The sequence below is a fragment of the Taylorella asinigenitalis ATCC 700933 genome (assembly GCF_000687755.1).
GTDB classification, from domain to species: Bacteria; Pseudomonadota; Gammaproteobacteria; order Burkholderiales; family Burkholderiaceae_B; genus Taylorella; species Taylorella asinigenitalis.
Map to the genome: position 1 here is coordinate 1 of NZ_JHXN01000001.1, position 14906 is coordinate 14906.

General features: G+C 37.8%; 17 protein-coding genes. 14 read left to right on the plus strand and 3 right to left on the minus strand.

The window, feature by feature from the left end; all coding sequences use genetic code 11:
• The 6 genes from T432_RS08235 to T432_RS0100030 all read left to right on the plus strand — a co-directional run.
• Window positions 1–441, plus strand: a 441-nt coding sequence (locus T432_RS08235; protein ID WP_169735853.1) for a YadA C-terminal domain-containing protein, incomplete at its 5' end; no start/stop codon positions are given.
• 115 nt (window positions 442–556) lie between these two features.
• Complete coding sequence (locus tag T432_RS0100010) at window positions 557–1030, plus strand: thermonuclease family protein (protein ID WP_028883651.1); 474 nt, start codon at window positions 557–559, stop codon at window positions 1028–1030.
• Window positions 1031–1076: 46 nt separating this feature from the next.
• On the plus strand, window positions 1077–1691 hold the full coding sequence (locus tag T432_RS0100015) for a nitroreductase family protein (protein ID WP_014111607.1): 615 nt from the start codon (window positions 1077–1079) through the stop codon (window positions 1689–1691).
• Between the two features lie 212 nt (window positions 1692–1903).
• Entirely contained in the window at window positions 1904–2884 is a 981-nt protein-coding gene (locus T432_RS0100020) for an energy transducer TonB (protein WP_028883652.1), read from the plus strand.
• An 18-nt stretch (window positions 2885–2902) separates the two neighbouring features.
• A complete protein-coding gene (locus T432_RS0100025; protein WP_028883653.1) occupies window positions 2903–3622 on the plus strand; it encodes a MotA/TolQ/ExbB proton channel family protein in 720 nt (239 codons plus the stop codon).
• Window position 3623: 1 nt separating this feature from the next.
• Entirely contained in the window at window positions 3624–4076 is a 453-nt protein-coding gene (locus T432_RS0100030) for an ExbD/TolR family protein (RefSeq protein ID WP_028883654.1), read from the plus strand.
• Window positions 4077–4084: 8 nt separating this feature from the next.
• Here T432_RS0100030 and T432_RS0100035 read toward each other — a convergent pair whose 3' ends face one another.
• Together T432_RS0100035 and T432_RS0100040 are read right to left on the minus strand one after the other, a co-directional pair.
• Window positions 4085–4579 carry a TM2 domain-containing protein gene (locus T432_RS0100035; RefSeq protein WP_014111603.1) on the minus strand — a complete coding sequence of 165 codons (495 nt, stop codon included), beginning with the start codon at window positions 4577–4579 and terminating at the stop codon, window positions 4085–4087.
• Window positions 4580–4581: 2 nt separating this feature from the next.
• Window positions 4582–5370, minus strand: coding sequence for a ferritin-like domain-containing protein (locus tag T432_RS0100040; protein ID WP_028883655.1), 789 nt, complete (start codon window positions 5368–5370; stop codon window positions 4582–4584).
• A 130-nt stretch (window positions 5371–5500) separates the two neighbouring features.
• Here T432_RS0100040 and T432_RS0100045 point away from each other — a divergent pair, with 130 nt between their 5' ends.
• Window positions 5501–7312 carry an ABC transporter ATP-binding protein/permease gene (locus T432_RS0100045; RefSeq protein WP_028883656.1) on the plus strand — a complete coding sequence of 604 codons (1812 nt, stop codon included), beginning with the start codon at window positions 5501–5503 and terminating at the stop codon, window positions 7310–7312.
• Complete coding sequence (locus tag T432_RS0100050; protein ID WP_028883657.1) at window positions 7279–7731, plus strand: GNAT family N-acetyltransferase; 453 nt, start codon at window positions 7279–7281, stop codon at window positions 7729–7731. Before T432_RS0100045 ends, T432_RS0100050 begins: the two co-directional genes overlap by 34 nt.
• 1 nt (window position 7732) lies before the next feature.
• Here T432_RS0100050 and T432_RS0100055 read toward each other — a convergent pair whose 3' ends face one another.
• Entirely contained in the window at window positions 7733–8119 is a 387-nt protein-coding gene (locus T432_RS0100055) for a SirB2 family protein (protein ID WP_028883658.1), read from the minus strand.
• 74 nt (window positions 8120–8193) lie between these two features.
• On the opposite strand from T432_RS0100055, the gene T432_RS0100060 reads away from it, so the two are divergent.
• The 6 genes from T432_RS0100060 (at window position 8194) to T432_RS0100085 (ending at window position 14897) form a co-directional block, all read left to right on the plus strand.
• Window positions 8194–8958, plus strand: a complete 765-nt coding sequence (locus T432_RS0100060; protein WP_014111599.1) for a TSUP family transporter — start codon at window positions 8194–8196, stop codon at window positions 8956–8958.
• Window positions 8959–9021: 63 nt separating this feature from the next.
• A complete protein-coding gene (gene rnr, locus T432_RS0100065) occupies window positions 9022–11496 on the plus strand; it encodes a ribonuclease R (protein WP_028883659.1) in 2475 nt (824 codons plus the stop codon).
• The gene (gene rlmB, locus T432_RS0100070) at window positions 11496–12233 is read left to right on the plus strand and encodes a 23S rRNA (guanosine(2251)-2'-O)-methyltransferase RlmB (protein ID WP_028883660.1); all 738 of its coding nucleotides are present in this window, start codon (window positions 11496–11498) and stop codon (window positions 12231–12233) included. The genes rnr and rlmB overlap by 1 nt, the downstream gene beginning before the upstream one ends.
• Window position 12234: 1 nt before the next feature.
• Window positions 12235–13476, plus strand: coding sequence for a cystathionine gamma-synthase family protein (locus tag T432_RS0100075; RefSeq protein ID WP_028883661.1), 1242 nt, complete (start codon window positions 12235–12237; stop codon window positions 13474–13476).
• A 78-nt stretch (window positions 13477–13554) separates the two neighbouring features.
• The gene (locus T432_RS0100080; protein ID WP_014111595.1) at window positions 13555–13836 is read left to right on the plus strand and encodes an HU family DNA-binding protein; all 282 of its coding nucleotides are present in this window, start codon (window positions 13555–13557) and stop codon (window positions 13834–13836) included.
• 77 nt (window positions 13837–13913) lie between these two features.
• On the plus strand, window positions 13914–14897 hold the full coding sequence (locus T432_RS0100085; RefSeq protein ID WP_028883662.1) for an HlyD family secretion protein: 984 nt from the start codon (window positions 13914–13916) through the stop codon (window positions 14895–14897).
• Window positions 14898–14906: the final 9 nt, after the last annotated feature.

Genomic DNA, 14906 nt, shown 5'->3' on the forward strand with positions numbered 1-14906 from the left:
AATATAGATGATATTGCTGCAATCAAAACTGGTGGTGGAGTTGACCTTACTGCCATAACACAAAAAATAGATAATAACACTGCAAATATCCAAACTAATACAGAAGCAATTAGCAATCTAAATCAAAAAGTCGATGGCTTTAGTGGCCTAATTGCTTCTAATACAAGAGAGATACAAGATCTCAAAAAGGATATTGACGAAATCAGAGGTGAAATGAATGCGGGCACAGCAAATGCAGTAGCTGTTGCAAGTCTTCCTCAAGCTTACGCTCCAGGCCAGAATATGGTTGCTATTGGGGGGGGGTCTCATAAGGGACAATCAGCTGTGGCGCTTGGATTTTCTACTATTTCTGATAGTGGAAAATGGGTACTGAAAGGAAATGTCTCTGGCAATGGTCGCGGAGATGTCAGTGTCGGCGTTGGTGCTGGATACACTTGGTAATTTTTTCTAATTAGCAAAGGGGTGGGTTTTGGCCCACCTTTTTTTATGCTATTTTTGTCCACCATAACTTGATTTTGATGTTTTTTTAATAGAAACTTTGGCAATGGAGACGCATATGAAAAATATTTTATTTATGTTCCTTTATTTCTTTTGCTTACAGATTGCCGACGCAAAGTTACTTAATTGTAAAGTTGTTGGAGTTGCCGATGGGGATACATTTACATGCCTTACTAAAGAGAAAAATAGATATAAGGTAAGATTAGAAGGCATAGATGCACCTGAAAAAAGTCAGCCATATGGGACAAAATCAAAAGAGAAACTCTCAGATCTGATCTTTAAAAAAGATGTTCAAATTAAGTACGAAAATTTTGATAAGTTTGGCAGAGTTCTAGGACATATTTACTCCGATATGAAATATATTAATTTAGTAATGGTTCAATCTGGATATGCCTGGGTATTTAGGAAATTTAATAAAGATCCACATTTGGTGGAGGCGGAGAGCATTGCCAAAGAAAAGGGGATTGGAATATGGAGTGAAAAAGACCCGATATATCCCAGCGATTACAGAAAACTAAAAAGAAAATTTTAAATTCATATACGTTTACTATAATTAAATTTTGTTTTAGAGGTCTCACATGAATTATTTAGAATTAGCTCAATCAAGATACACAACAAAAGTCTATGACCCTACTAAAAAGGTTTCTGATACTGATATCGATACACTTAAAGAGATATTGAGACTCGCACCGTCATCTATTAATAGTCAACCGTGGCAGTTTACTTTTATTTCTAATCAAGAACTTAAAAAAGAGCTAGCACCTTATTCTTTTCACAATGATGCAAGGGTTACAGATTGCAGTCATATCCTTTTAATGTCAGTTTATAAATCTGTAGAGTCGCTTGAGAAAAACATGCCAAATTACTTAGCACCAAATCATATTGAGTATTATGAAAAGAGGGCGAAGCCTAAGGGTGATCAAATGCTTCAAATTTGGATGATGGCACAGGTTTATATTGCTCTAGGTTATATTCTCCCAGCAATTGCCTCATTAGGTATTGATTCTACGCCTATGGAAGGAATTGAGCATGAAAATTGGGCTAAGGTACTATACAAATATCAGGGTGAAAGTGAGTATATACCAGTAGTTGCAGTTGCATTAGGATATAGAAGTGATGATGACTATAATCAGCTTTCAAAAAAACCTAAAACAAGAAGGTCTATCCAAGATATTATTAAAGAGATTAAATAATTTAGTAATAAACCTCAAAAATTAAGTAGGAATTCATCAAAATTCCTACTTTTTTTTACATTTTCAAAAACCCTCGAACGATAAAAATTTAACAATAAAAGCCTATTATTTGGGCAATAAAAAAGATTTTATTTGCACATTCAAAATTTTCTGATAGAATCTCAAACGTTAATGCGAATTATTATCATTAACGTTTTAGAATAATTATATTAATGAAAAAGCAGAACAAAGACAATTTTCTGACAGGGGCTGTATTTGCCTTTGTTACAGTATCCCATATACTTGGATTTTCAGGATTTTTGAAAGTAAACCCTCCTAAATTGGATTTAAGTACAGATAGTCTAGCCTATGTAGACTTATCAGGTTTGTCTATGGAAGGAACTTCGGCAGGTGGTGAGCCTGCTGAATTACCTGAAGTTACTGGAAGTATGGTGCCTCCTGAGCCTGAGCCTATACCTGAACCGGCAGAAATACCTCCACTGCCAGAACCAGAGCCTGAACCTGAACCTGAACCTGAGCCAGTACCTATTCCTGAACCAATGGAGATACCTCCATTGCCAGAACCTGAACCAAAGCCTATTAAGGAAGAGCTTAAGCCAGATGTAGTGGTCCCTCCAAAACCTGAGCCTAAGCCTGAACCTAAGCCTGAACCAAAACCAGAGCCTAAGCCGAAACCGAAGCCAAAGCCTAAGCCAAAACCAAAACCAAAACCAAAACCACAACCAAAGCCTAAGCCACAACCAAAGCCTAAGCAACAACCGAAGTCTAAGGAGCCCGTAAGCACCATTAGAAAAACTACAGGTCCATCTGAAAACACTGGTTCTGAAGCCAAAGGTCTTTCAGATAAAGGTAAGGGATCAGGAGTAGGTAATGCAACTAAAGAGGGCGGAAATACTGCTGGGTCTATTACACCTGCAACTCATATTGGCGGGCATTTAAATAATCCAAAACCTCCTTATCCTCAAGCATCAAAAATGCGAGGAGAAGAAGGTTCCGTCGGATTGAGGGTACAAGTGACTGCAGATGGCCGTGCATCTAATGTGCAGGTCGTTAAAAGTAGTGGTTACTCACGTCTAGATAATTCTGCTAAGAAGGCGGTTGAGAAATATAGATTCTCACCTGCAAAACAAGGCGGAAGGGCAATTCCGTATACATACACGTTTTCAATTAACTTTAAGCTAAATAAAAGATAAATATCAGAGGATGAAATTATGGATTTAACATTAGTTTTCAAACAAGGAGACCCTGTACTGATAGCGGTTTTCCTAATTTTGATTCTTATGAGCATAATCACGTGGACAGTGATCATAGTGAGAGCTATAAAGCTACTTGTCGTGAAAGGAAAAAACAAAAAGGCTCTCTCTAAAATTTGGTCTTCACGTGATATGAATGAAGTTGAATCATTCGTAAATAAAGATTCCTCTTCAGTTTCTAGGGTTGCTGAGGATGGAATCATTGCCATGAAAAAACATACAAGTTCAGATGGAAATTTCTTGGGCCGTGAAATTTCATTAGATGAATTTGTAGGACGTGGTCTGCGCAATAGTATTAAGCAAACAATGCGCGGATTTGAAGGTGGTCTCACAGCCTTGGCATCTATCGGTGCAACAGCTCCATTTATAGGCTTATTTGGTACAGTTTGGGGTATTTATCACGCTCTTATAAATATAAGTAAAGAAGGGCAGATGAGTATTGCTGCGGTTGCAGGCCCTATTGGTGAAGCATTGGTTGCGACTGCTGCTGGTCTTTTTGTGGCAATACCTGCGGTACTAGTCTACAACGCTTTGGTACGTTCTAATAAAACACTACACCAAGACTTAGACGCATTTGCCCATGATTTTTATCCGCAAATAATTTCTAGGGCACAGATTTATTGCCAACAAAATAATGTGCATGCATCTAATCAACAAGTAATAAATCAGGAGCTTTAATATGGCATTCGGATCTATGGGTTCAGGAGATGGGGACGATTCAGCTCCATTAGCAGACATAAACGTTACGCCCCTAGTGGACGTTATGCTTGTTCTACTTATTGTATTTATGATAACTATGCCAGTGCTTACGCACTCAATTCCCCTTCAGTTGCCAGTAGTATCTTCTAATTCTGATGTGCAGCCTAAGGAGCCGTTGAGGCTATCAATCGACAAAGATGGGAATTATGCATTAGGATCAGAGCTTTTAGATTCTGAAGATGATTTAGAATCTAAATTAGTTGCTGCTCACAAGGAAAATTCTGATGTGGTTTTAGCTATTGCGGCTGATAAATCGGTGCCATATGAATTCGTAGCAAAAGCACTAAGCAAGGCTAAGAATTCTGGTATTGCTAAGGTTGGTTTCGTCACCCAACAAGAGGATGCGAAACCAGTTTCGGAAGCTAAAAACTAAAATCAATATTAAGAGGCACTGGGGTATTTAATATTAAATTCAGTATCGGACATAAAGGCAAACCTAATAGCATCAAATATTCCGATAAGCACTACTAAAGGTGCAAATATTAAGGAAAGAATTAAATATAGTACCCCATAACCTACCTGTCTAAGATAGAATCTGTGAGCCCCAAGCCAACCAATTAATAACGCAAGAATGATGGCCATGCGCTTACGGTTTACATTGCTTACTTGAGACCTAGGGTCATTCGAATTGACGGTTGACTGTCTTTTGACAATCCATATAGTAGCTATCACTGCAATAATAGCCGCAATGACCAGTTTCCAAGGATTATCAATAATAAAATTATAAAGAGCCCTGTAGTAGTACACGATAAAATCGTACAAACCACCAAAGAGATAATCTAATAAATCGACAATCCTTGAGAATAACCCTTCACCTAAATATAAGGCGAGAATGGCCGCTAAAAATACAATTACACCAATAAATATAGGCAGCATAGTTACTCCAAATTTTTCAACCAATTCAGGGCTTCATCAGAGAAACCCGCATTTTTTCTACCATCAAGATTAAATGGTCCCTTAGGTTTTTTCATTCCATAGTTCTCTAGCAATTCTTGATATGTTTTGAGCGGATCGACTCCTTCAGAATCGCAAACATAGTTAAACCACTTAGTACCAAACTTCACGTGACCAATTTCATCTCTTAGAATAATTCCTAAAATCTCAACGGCCCGCATATCTCCCGCTTGACGCAACTTATCCTGCATTGCTGGATTAACATCTAGTCCACGTGCCTCCAAAGTCACAGGAACTAGAGCAAGTCTTGCTTTTAAATTATCCGCAGTTTTCTCACAGATATCCCATAATCCACTATGAGCAGGAATATCTCCGTAATCACAATCTAAGGTCTTCAAATGATCACGAACAAGTCCAAAGTGATAAACCTCTTCTCGAGCCACTTGAAGCCAGTCAGAATAAAACTCTTTTGGCATATCGGGAAAACGCCATACAATATCAAGGGCTAAATTAATTGCATTAAACTCGATATGTGCTATGGAGTGAAGAAGGCTAGCTCGTCCTGCTAAAGACCCCGCTGTTCTATGAGCAACTTCTTTAGGGTCAATTAGCACAGGCTTATCAGGTCTACCTGGAAGGTTTGAAGAAGGTGTTAAAACCTCTTGCACATCTAAGGTGGCAATGTCCCCGCATATAGCCCGAGTTAGCTCACATTTACGATCTATGTTATTTTCTTCTAATGCTTCTAAGGCGAGCTTGCGCAAATTGGGCATCAAATATCCTTACAGTTTTATTACGTTTTGACTTCAAAAACGTTTCATAAATCTTAATACTTTATATAATACTAATTCGCAAAAAAAACAAATAACAAATATTGAGCCTTATTTCTCTTAATTTCAAACGATGAATTGGTCAAAAGAGCTATTAGATAGCCTGCAATGGGTAGCAGGGTATTATTTATTCTGCCTAATCTTTCTTGCTTTGGTTGGGTTCATTATAGTTAAAACTACTATTTGGGGAAATCAGTTCTGGTTTTTAGCTAGAAAATTCCTTGACCCAAGACTTACTAGCTATAAATTTAAATACTATCCCCTCATTGGGTTCGCTATTATTTTATTTGTGGACATGTTGGGAGTCCGTCTAGGAGTTTTATTTTCCTATTGGTATAAGAACATGTATGATGCCCTTCAAAAAGTAGACGAAACTACTTTCTGGTTGCAGATGGGGGTTTTTTCAATCTTGGCAACTATACATGTTATTAGAGCATTAATAGCTTATTATTTATCAAATAAATTCAGAATTCGATGGAGAGAAAACCTTAATGATGATTTACTTTCTAAATGGTTGGGAAATAGAAGCTATCTAAGAAGTTTCTATCTTTCAGAACCCATAGACAACCCCGATCAAAGGATTCAATTAGACATACAATCATTTGTTACTTATGCCCTTGATTTGACATTAGGTTTATTGAGTTCTGTAGTTTCTATCATCGCCTATACGGTTATTTTGTGGAATCTGTCAGGACCTATAGAATTCTCAAGTTTCACTATTCCTCGTGCTATGGTGTTTATTATTTATATCTACATTTTGATCACCACAGTAGTCGCATTTAAGATTGGACATCCATTAATTCGATTAAATTTTATTAGTGAAAAAGTAAATGCGAACTATCGTTATTCATTAGTACGTATTCGTGAATATGCAGAAAGCATTGCATTTTACGCAGGTGAGAAACTTGAACTTAAAAAATTACAAAAAAGGTTTAAGGAAGTTATCAAGAATTTCTGGGACATCATTTTTAGAAATCTTAAATTTCAAGGTTTTAATTTAGTAGTTTCTCAAGCTTCGGTGGTTATTCCATTTATTATCCAAGCACCGCGTTTTTTTGCTGGAAAAATTCAATTAGGTGATATGGTTCAAACAGCCCAGGCGTTTTCAACCCTAAGTGGCTCATTATCATTCTTCCGTGAAATCTACGACAATTTTGCTGCATTTAAAGCAGTTCTTGATCGTCTCACAGGGTTTTATAACAATATATTTAATGCAGAAAAATTACCTCAACCAAATCTGAATCATGATGGTGAAAAGTTGCTATTAAAGGGTGTAGATATATTTACGCCTTCCCAAAAATTATTAGTTGAAGATCTAAGCTTTGAATTACAAAATGGTCAAGCTCTGTTAATTCAGGGAGCTTCAGGCGCAGGTAAAACTACTTTGTTTAGATGCATCTCAGGCTTATGGCCATATAGTAACGGTGTGATTACAGTCCCTAAGGATAATGTTATGTTTTTATCTCAAAAAACATACTTGCCCGAGGGTGCTTTGATTGATACCCTATATTATCCAAATCCTGTAAGTGATTATAAGAGTGAAGAAATAGAGAGGATTTTGGATATGGTGGCATTGCCACATTTAAAGGGAAGGCTACAAGAAGAGGGGAATTGGTCTCATACATTATCTTTAGGAGAGCAACAACGCATTGCCTTAGCCAGAATTTTAATCAATCAACCTAAAGTTATTTTCTTAGATGAAGCTACATCCGCAATGGATGAGGGCCTAGAATTTAACATGTATAAAATGCTGAGGGAACAAATGTCTGATTCTAAGATTATCAGTGTGGGTCACCGGTCAACACTTGTTCAGCATCACACACATTTACTTGAGCTTCTTGGAGAAGGGAATTGGAACTTAAAAGAATTGAATCAAATGGATTAAGTCTTCAGATTGGTCCCTGGGATTTACTAAAATCCTTTGCCATACCTATAAGAAGCATTGTTTTTATCGAGGAACAAAATGTTCCAGAAGAATTAGAACTCGATGAATTAGATAAAGACTGTATTCATATTGTTGCTTTTAATGACCATGAACAACCAGTTGCAACCGCAAGACTAACCCCTGATGGGCATATAGGTCGTATGGCTGTTTTAAAAGAGTATCGAGGAAAGGGCGTGGGAGCAATGGTTTTAAATTTTATTTCCGATGCCGCTAAAGATGCAGGGTATAAAATAGTTTGCCTAGCGGCTCAACTACAAGCAATTGGTTTCTATGAAAAATCAGGTTTTGAATTAGTAGAAAATGCTGAAATTTTTTACGATGCAAATATTCCTCATAAGATGATGTGTAAGCTTATTTAGCTTAAAAGATTAAAGCCCATCCAAGCGGAGATTTGTATTTAGCCATACCAATTATCCATACAAATACAGAAACAGCCGCTATTGAATAGGCTGTTTTTTGTTTTGAAGATCTAGACTTTTTAAGTGCTTTGTGTCCAAGCAAAACATAGAGAACTAAAAGAAGAATTTTACAAATGATAAACCAGTGATTTAGTCCATAAATTGAAACTAACATCAAGGCACATATAAAAAGGACCGAGTCGATTAGGTGCGGCAAATATTTAGCCCATGCTTGTTGAAGTAAATGAGGCTTTATATAGGAAATAACTATTCTGAATATGAACAGTGAAATGCTAAGATAAGCTGCATGTTCATGAATGAATTTTATGTTTTGATAATACTCAAGCATACTAAGTATAAAAATAAAATATCATATACCTTTTTGTAGGAATAATAACGCTAACCTTTTAATTTATAGGGATTATGGAACTCGATTTTAGTTTATTGCACTTGTTATTGCTGTTGGCTGTGGGGCTTGTTGCTGGCTTTATTGATTCTATAGCTGGGGGAGGTGGATTAATAACAATTCCAGTTCTTATGCTCTCAAATATTCCTCCGCTTTCAGTATTTGCAGTAAATAAAATTCAGGGTGTAGCAGGTTCATCGACAGCCACTTTCACGATGCTTAGAAAGGGGATAATTAATTTTAAAGAGATGCGGATACCATTTATGGCGTCATTGACAGGGGCTGTTCTCGGGGCCATTGCCATTCAATTTCTTAATGATAAGGCTCTAAGTATAGTAATTCCAATTGTGCTCTTAGGAATAGGATTTTATTATTTGCTCACTCCTTCTATAGGGAGTGTGGATTCTGAACCGCGTATGTCTAAAGGTTTATTTAACAGCACAGTAGTGCCTGGTATCGGTTTTTACGATGGCGCTTTTGGCCCTGGGACTGGTTCTTTTTTCTCTCTTTCTTATATTTTGCTGCGAGGAAAAAATATTATTCAAGCTACTGGCTCGGCTAAGGCTTTAAATTTCGCTAGTAATGTAGCTTCGATGTTGGTATTTGTCCTAGGTGGATATGCTATCTGGAGCATTGCCATAGTAATGTCCATAGGTCAAATTATCGGAGCTTACTTAGGATCTCTTGTGGTTATTAAAAAAGGTGCATCGTGGATTAGGCCTATGGTAGTGGTCATGTGCTTTTTAATGGTGGCACGTTATCTATATGAACAATTTTTCTAATATGAAAAATAATTAAAAAACTTTCTAGTTAAAATAAACTCACTGTAAATTTAGGAGTCGTAAATGGTGTCAAACAAAAATAAAAAAAATGCCCCATTGGACATTCCAAATAATCTCGCCCTAGAAACTGGCATTGAATATGACCCCGATGTTCCTAGCCGCGAAGAAATCTTAAAATTTATGCGCGAGCATAAAAAACAAATTGGCTTAGATGCTCTTTCACGTCACTTTAAACTAACTCGTGATTCTGCCATTCAAGGCTTAGCAAAGCGTCTATCGGCTATGCTCAGAGATACTCAACTTGTATCAGTTAGACAGGGTTACAAAATAAACGACAATTTAGATGATCTTATTACTGGAACCGTACAAGGACATAGAGATGGTTATGGATTTCTGATTCCAGATGACTGCAACGAGGATATTTATCTTCCTGAGCGAGAGATGCTTAAGGTTCTGCATGGCGATAAAGTTACTGTTCGAGTTGTTGGAGATAACCGTGGTCGTCCTGAAGGTGCTATTTTTGAGATTCTTGAAAGGGGTACGGAAAAATTAGTTGGACGTCTTTTAAAAGAACAAGGGCAGTGGGTTGTTGTTCCAGAAGATAAAAGAATTAAACATGACATTATTATTCCTAGTGCAGATATATTGTCAGCTCGTCACGGAAATGTAGTGGTTACTGAAATAGTCCGACAACCTACTAGATACTCTCAACCGATTGGAAAGGTGATAGAGGTTTTAGGTGATATTGATGACCCAGGCATGGAAATTGAAATTGCTATACGTAAATTTGATGTTCCAGCGGTATTCTCAGAAGCGACGCAGAAATTAGCGAAAACATTTCCAAAAGAATTAAGGGCATCTGATTATAAAAATAGAGTTGATTTACGTGATGTGCCTTTCATCACAATCGATGGAGAGGATGCACGTGATTATGACGATGCGGTATATGCAGAATTAGTAAATATAGGATCTGAAAAACGCAAAAGATTGGCTTGGCGTCTTCTTGTTGCTATAGCAGACGTTTCACACTACGTGAAGCCTGAAGATGCTTTAGATTCGGACGCTCAGGAAAGAGGCACTTCAGTATATTTTCCTCGACGTGTGATTCCTATGCTCCCTGAGGTGCTCTCTAATGGTCTTTGTTCGTTAAATCCTGAAGTCGACCGTTTAGTTTTGGTTTGTGATATGGTCATTCCCGAAACAGGAGTCAAGGCAGGTGAAGTCTCTGCATATCAATTTTATAGTGCCGTAATACATTCGCACGCTCGCACGACATACACTCAAGTCTGGGATATGATTCAAAATGAGGCTGGTCCATCATCTCAAAAATTTAAAGATATTCGTCCAAATGTGATGGATTTATATCAATTATTCCAATTGCTTCATTCTAAACGTCAAGCTCGTGGAGCAATTGATTTTGATACCGTTGAGACTAAGATAATTAGTAATGATATGGGTAAGATTGAGCAAATCGTACCGTTTATTAGAAATAATGCTCATAAATTGATTGAAGAGTGTATGCTTGCAGCAAATACTTGTGCCGCTGATTTTATTCTCTCAAAAAAGAATCAAGGTCTATTCCGTATTCATGAAGGACCTACGACCGAAAAATTAGAATCTCTAAGAAGCTACTTAAGAAATATTGGATTGACTCTAGAAGGTGGTGCAGAGCCTCATTCAAAAGATTATGCAAAGATGATTGAATCGGCGAAAGCGAGACCAGACTTTCAAATTATTCAAACCCTAGCTTTACGTTCTATGCAACAAGCTATATATAGTCCAGATAATGTAGGGCATTTTGGCTTAGCTTATGAGGCGTACACACACTTTACCTCTCCTATTAGACGCTATCCAGATTTGCTTGTGCATAGAGTAATTAAGGGAATTTTATCGGGGAAAAAATATAGCCCGAGTATTGAGGGATATGAGAGAGTTAAGGGAGAGCCTCAAAAGGTTTATGAACATGGTGTATGGGAGAGACTAGGAATTCAGATGTCTGCTATGGAACGCAGAGCTGATGAAGCCTCAAAAGATGTTGAATCATGGCTTAAATGCTGGTTTATACGCGAGCGTACGGGTGAAGTTTTCAGTGGAAAAGTCTCCTCTGTTACACCATTTGGATTATTCGTAACCCTCGATACTCTCTATGTAGATGGATTAATCCATATTTCAGAGTTAGGGGCGGATTTCTTTCACTACAATGAGGCTACTCAAGAATTAATCGGTGAGAGGACTGGTAAAAGATATAAGCTTGGAGATTCTTTGCATGTGCAGGTTGCAAGCGTTAATTTAGAAGCACGTAAAATTGATTTCCTACCCGTGAAAGGGATGACTTATTCGAATGTTCAAAAAGAATTAGCGGCGATGGACGAGGCCATTGCCACCTCAAAAAGTTATAGAAAAAAGGCCGCAAAAACTAAGCCTCAAGAATTAAAAGGCATGACAGCTCATCAAAGACGTGCAAAGCAGAAACGAGAACAAAGAGATGAGTTCAAAAAATCTAATACAAAAAAATCCTCGCGTAAAAGAAGGAAATAATGTCAAATACTCAATTACTAGCGGGCTTCCATGCGGTTAATGCCCGCATAAAACATGCCCCCGACTCGGTAAAAGAAATATATTTTGATTCAAGCAGAAGGGATGTACGCATGCAGTCTTTGCTCGATAAAGCAAGGGAGTGCAATCTAAAAATTTATGGCGTGGATATTCAAAGGCTCGACTCCTTGGCTAAAGGGATCAAACATCAAGGGGTAGTTGCAATTGCCACTACTCAACAGCTTGCTGTTAACGTGGACGATGTTTTGGATGTAATCACTGAACCCGCTTTTTTGCTTATTTTGGATGGGGTAACGGATCCGCACAATTTAGGTGCATGCCTAAGAACAGCCGATGCAGTGGGTGTACATGCGGTTATTGCCCCTAAGGATAAGTCGGTAGGTCTTAATGCTACAGTTCAAAGGGTCGCATGTGGCGCGGCGGAAACGGTGCCATATATCATGGTTACGAATTTAGCAAGAACTATGCGATCACTAAAAGAGAGAGGAGTATGGCTTATAGGTACAACTGATGCGGCTGACTCAAGTATTTACGACATAGATGCAAAATTACCCACTGCATGGGTTATGGGGGCTGAAGGCGATGGCATGCGTCGCTTAACTTCAGAAACATGTGATCAACTTGTAAGCATTCCAATGATGGGCTCAGTAGAGAGTCTAAATGTAAGCGTTGCGAGTGCTGTGTGTTTATATGAAACTTTGCGTCAAAGGTCTCAATAAAATGAATAATGAAAACTCTCTTATAACCAATGTTTTACATTCGGACAGAAAATTAGAAGTCGATACCCGTCCTGTTCAATATCCAATTCATGCGACCCTTCATTATGCTTTTGATAAAGTTGAGGACTTAATCGCTACATTTCAAAGTAAGCCAGGATATGCCTATTCTAGGCAAGGGACCCCTACAACTACGGCTTTAGAGACAAAGATTAATGCAATGGAAGAGGGAGTGGGTACAGTTTGTTGCTCTTCTGGCATGGCGGCTATTGCAGGTGTATTTCTAACCTTGCTAAAAGCTGGTGACCACTTTATTTGCTCCCATTATATCTTTGGAAATACAAATAGTTTCTTTAGCACATTAATGCGTTTTGGTGTGGAAGTGACTTTTGTAGATACTACTAGAGTTGATGATCTTAAAGCAGCACTTAGGCCAAATACAAAATTGGTTTTTTCCGAATCCATTGCCAACCCGATGACGCAAGTGAGCGATTTAAAAGGAATAGGCGATTTTTGCGAAAAGCACGGGCTTATATTTTTTCTAGATAACACCATGCTAACGCCTGTTGTGTTAAAGGGTAGCGATGTGAAAGCCTCCCTTGTAATGCATTCATTGTCAAAATCGATGGGCGGTCACGCAAATGCTTTAGGCGGATCTATTACGGATACGGGTTTATATGATTGGTCGAATTACCCTAATATTCAAGAGCGATATCGTAAAGGCGATAGTAAAAAATGGGCCATTACGCAGATTAAGAAAAAGTATTTGCGCGATATGGGGGCGACCCTTTCTGCTGATTCAGCTCATAAAATTTCTGTAGGCTTAGAGACAGTGGAGCTGCGTGTTAAGCGTGCTCACGAGAATGCATTGGGTTTGGCTAAATATTTAGAGCAAAGTCCATATTTTAAAAATGTCAAATACCCTGGGCTTAAATCGCATGCGCAGCATGAACTTGCAAGCTCTCTTACTGGTGGCAATGCCTACGGATTCCTCATTTCTGCTGAATTATCAGAAAATCTTGATATGAAAGCGGTGTTGAATAATTTTAAAACCATTATTTTGGCATCGCATTTAGGGGACAATCGTACGCTTTGTATACCCGTAGCCCAGACAATTTTCTATGAAATGTCTCAAGAAACCCTCAATAACATGAATATAAGCCATAATACTTTACGCTTTTCCGTTGGAATTGAGTTATTATTGGATATAATAAAAGACATAGAGCAAGCAGTAGAAGCTCATTGACTTTAATCCTAATATTATTTAGGTTCGTTTTGTAAGTAAACACTTATAATTTTTTCTTTAGTACACATAGGGGTCCAAATGAATAAAACCGAATTAATCGAAAAAATTGCAGATAAGACTGATTTATCTAAAGCGGCTGCTGGTCGTGCTCTTGATGCTACTATCGAGGCTATCAAAGCTTCATTGAAGAAAGGTCAACCAGTAACTTTGGTAGGTTTTGGCACTTTCCGCGTTAATGTTAGGGCCGCTCGTAAAGGACGCAATCCACGCACTAAAGAAGTTATTCAAATCAAAAAGGCTAAAGTACCTAAATTTGTTCCAGGTAAAGCTCTTAAAGAAATCGTTAACGGTGGAAAATAATTAATTTCAATTCCATTTGTTTCATTTTTTAAAAAAGCCTGTTGTATCAGGCTTTTTTGTTTCTATAATATTTGGCTATGAAAAAGATAATCGTTGTTATTATTGTTCTGGCTGCTATAGCTGGCGGTGTATATTGGTATTTCACTAAAGAAAAGAAATCATTGCCAGAGGGGATTGTATCTACCAATGGTCGACTAGTAATGGATCGTATGGATTTGGCTAGTTTGTATCCTGGTAGAGTTCATCAAATTCATGTTATTGAAGGGGAGAATGTTAAGAAAAATCAAATTCTAGTCTCTTTATCTTCTGAGCAATCTAAATCCCAACTTGCGGCTACTGAAGCCGCTCAAAATAGAGCGAAAGTTGCTACTGAGAGAGTTAAATCGGAGATTGATGCCAGAACTCAACAATTAAAAGTTGCAGAATTAGAGTATTCAAATGCTCAAAAACTCTATAACCAAAGACTTATTTCTCAAGTTGAACTATCCCGTAGAAAATTAGATTACGAAACAGCAAAAGCTGCAGTTGATGCAGCATCAGCAGGTTTGGCAGAGGCTGAGGCTGGAGTTGATCAAGCTCAAGCTCAAGTTAATGCCGTTAAATCAGCTGACGATGATATGGTAGTGCGTGCTCCTATTGATGGAAGAGTTGAATTTGTAATCGTTCAACAGGGAAATGTTATTGGAGCTGGTAGCAAAGTGGTATCTTTGTTGGATCCGACTGATATATATATGAATGTATTTCTCCCTACACAAGACATTGCCAACTTAAAATTAAATTCTGAAGCAAGAATTGTGTTAGATGGGGTAGATGCTGTGTTTCCAGCAACAATTACTTATATTTCACCAAAAGCTCAATTTACTCCTAAGTATGTAGAGACCAAAAGTGAACGTGATAAATTAATGTATAAAGTTAAGCTTCAGATTCCTGCTGAGCTTGCAGTAGAACAGGAAAAATATTTAAAAGGTGGTCTTACTGGTGTTGCTTACTTTAACTTTGTTGACTCATCAAATTGGCCTGCAGAACTAGAATTAAAAAATCCTCCTCTACAAAATAACTAAGGACGAGAC